This window comes from Lyngbya sp. CCY1209, assembly GCF_035615495.1.
In the GTDB taxonomy this organism is placed as follows: Bacteria; Cyanobacteriota; Cyanobacteriia; order Cyanobacteriales; family Microcoleaceae; genus Limnospira.
This window is the reverse complement of the sequence record NZ_JAJENU010000434.1, coordinates 1-1,698: the sequence shown is the minus strand read 5'-3', so window position 1 is coordinate 1,698 and position 1,698 is coordinate 1. Positions and strand designations below refer to the sequence as shown.

Annotated in this window: 1 protein-coding gene; it reads right to left on the bottom strand. The window is 57.8% G+C overall.

Annotated features, from left to right (window positions below):
• Window positions 1–170: 170 nt before the first annotated feature.
• A complete protein-coding gene (locus tag LKE08_RS13285) occupies window positions 171–1,460 on the bottom strand; it encodes a GH25 family lysozyme (RefSeq protein ID WP_324704712.1) in 1,290 nt (429 codons plus the stop codon).
• Between the last annotated feature and the right edge of the window lie 238 nt (window positions 1,461–1,698).

Genomic DNA, 1,698 nt, shown 5'->3' with positions numbered 1-1,698 from the left:
ACGGCTTTTCTATAAGGGTTTGAAAATTTCTGACCCCATTTCAACTGTAACCACGTGAGCGCTCGTTGCTATAATTCCCAAGCGGTTGAGCTGAATGAATGAAAATTCCTCTCCGCTCCCTCCGCTTGACCGAAGCTCCCTCCGCTTGACCGAAGCTCCCTCCGCCGGGACTACCGGGGAGTCGGGCGGCGCCACAAGCGGGCAAATTCGGCGATCGTCTCCGGGGGAATTTGGGATTGCAGCCACTCGAGCGCCTCTTTTTGGGTGGAAAGGCCGCCGTAGTATTTGCAGACGTCGAGCAATTTGATATCCACTTGGACTTCGGGGACGGCATTCCACTTCTGCTCGAATTCCAGAAGGGTGGAGACGGGAAGTTGTCGCTGCAGCCACCGCAACGCCTCGTTTTGACTGGGCAGGTCCCGATAATACCGGCACACGTCCAGCAGTTTGATGGAGCGGGTTTGGGGCGTGGCCTGATTTCGCCACCGGCGGGCGAATTCCAGCAGGTCTTCTTGGCCGATCTGCTGTTGCAGCCACTCCAGGGCTTTGTCTTCGGTGGGGGAACCGTGGTAGATCCGGCAGATGTCGAGGAGTTCGATGGTGGGGGTGGGTTCGGGTTCGGGTTCGGGTTGGGGTTCCGGCTCGGGTTGGGGTTCGGGTTCCGGTTCGCCTTCGGGGGGGACGAAATTTTCCACCCGTCCCATCAATGCCACCCAGGTTTTCAAGTCGGCGATGCCGTCGGAGGCGATCGCCTTAGCCTTTTGAAAGTCGATCAGGGCGCCTTCGGTACCGGCGCCGAAAATCCCGTCGATAACCCCCGGGTCGAAGCCGCGATTTTTGAGCAGTTTCTGCATTTTCTCAATTTTGGGACCCCGGGCGCCTTTCAGGACGCTCTCGAACAGGTTGATGTCCACCCCGCCGTTGATCCCGGCTACGGTGCCGCGGTCGGTGTACTGCCAAAACACCCAAGTCGTCCACTTTCCGGGGATGGCGGGTTGTTCGGCCTGGGTGTAGTGAGCGATCCAGAGGGGATAGTCGGAAAAGCGATCGGTGCCGAGTTTTTGCCAAAATCCCGGGTAGGTGTAGACGATCGGCCGAAATCCCGTCCGCGCTTCGATCCCGTCGAGCCACTCCTGGGCGCGATCGCAGACGGTGGCCGCGTCGAGTTGGTCGGTGGTTTCGATATCCAACACCGGGGGCAGATCTCCGGGTTCGAGGGAGACGGTTTTCAGGAAGTTGTCGATCTGTCCCTTGACGTCGCTGGCGGGCCGGAAGAAGTGATAGGCCCCCCGGATCAAGCCGTTGGCTTTCGTCTGTTGCCAATAGGATTCAAACACCTCGGCGACAAACCCGGCTCCTTCGGTCGCTTTGATGAAGGCGAAGGAAATGTCGGAGTTGACAACCGCTTTCCAATCAATGTTGGGTTGGTAGTCGGAAACATCAATGCCGCGTATGCTCATCGGTTTGGAAGGTAGAAATTCAAAATTGGACTCGAAAGAAGCTCGGGTTCGACTGGGGGGATCGCCCCGTCGGATATCGACTGTGCGATTGATTGACCCTGCCAGTCCTATATTGACTTCCGTCCGGACGGGGCGAATTCAGCATCGGTTGAGGTCGAGAATATTAGGGGTCGAGAGAGAAGTCACCTTCTCCCCCTCCCATTCTCCAAGCGTGCATGAGACTTTCACCTCACACGGC

Excerpts from the sequence above, each read along its gene's own strand:
- LKE08_RS13285 (WP_324704712.1), bottom strand. The coding sequence starts at position 1,460 with ATGAGCATACGCGGCATTGATGTTTCCGACTACCAACCCAACATTGAT.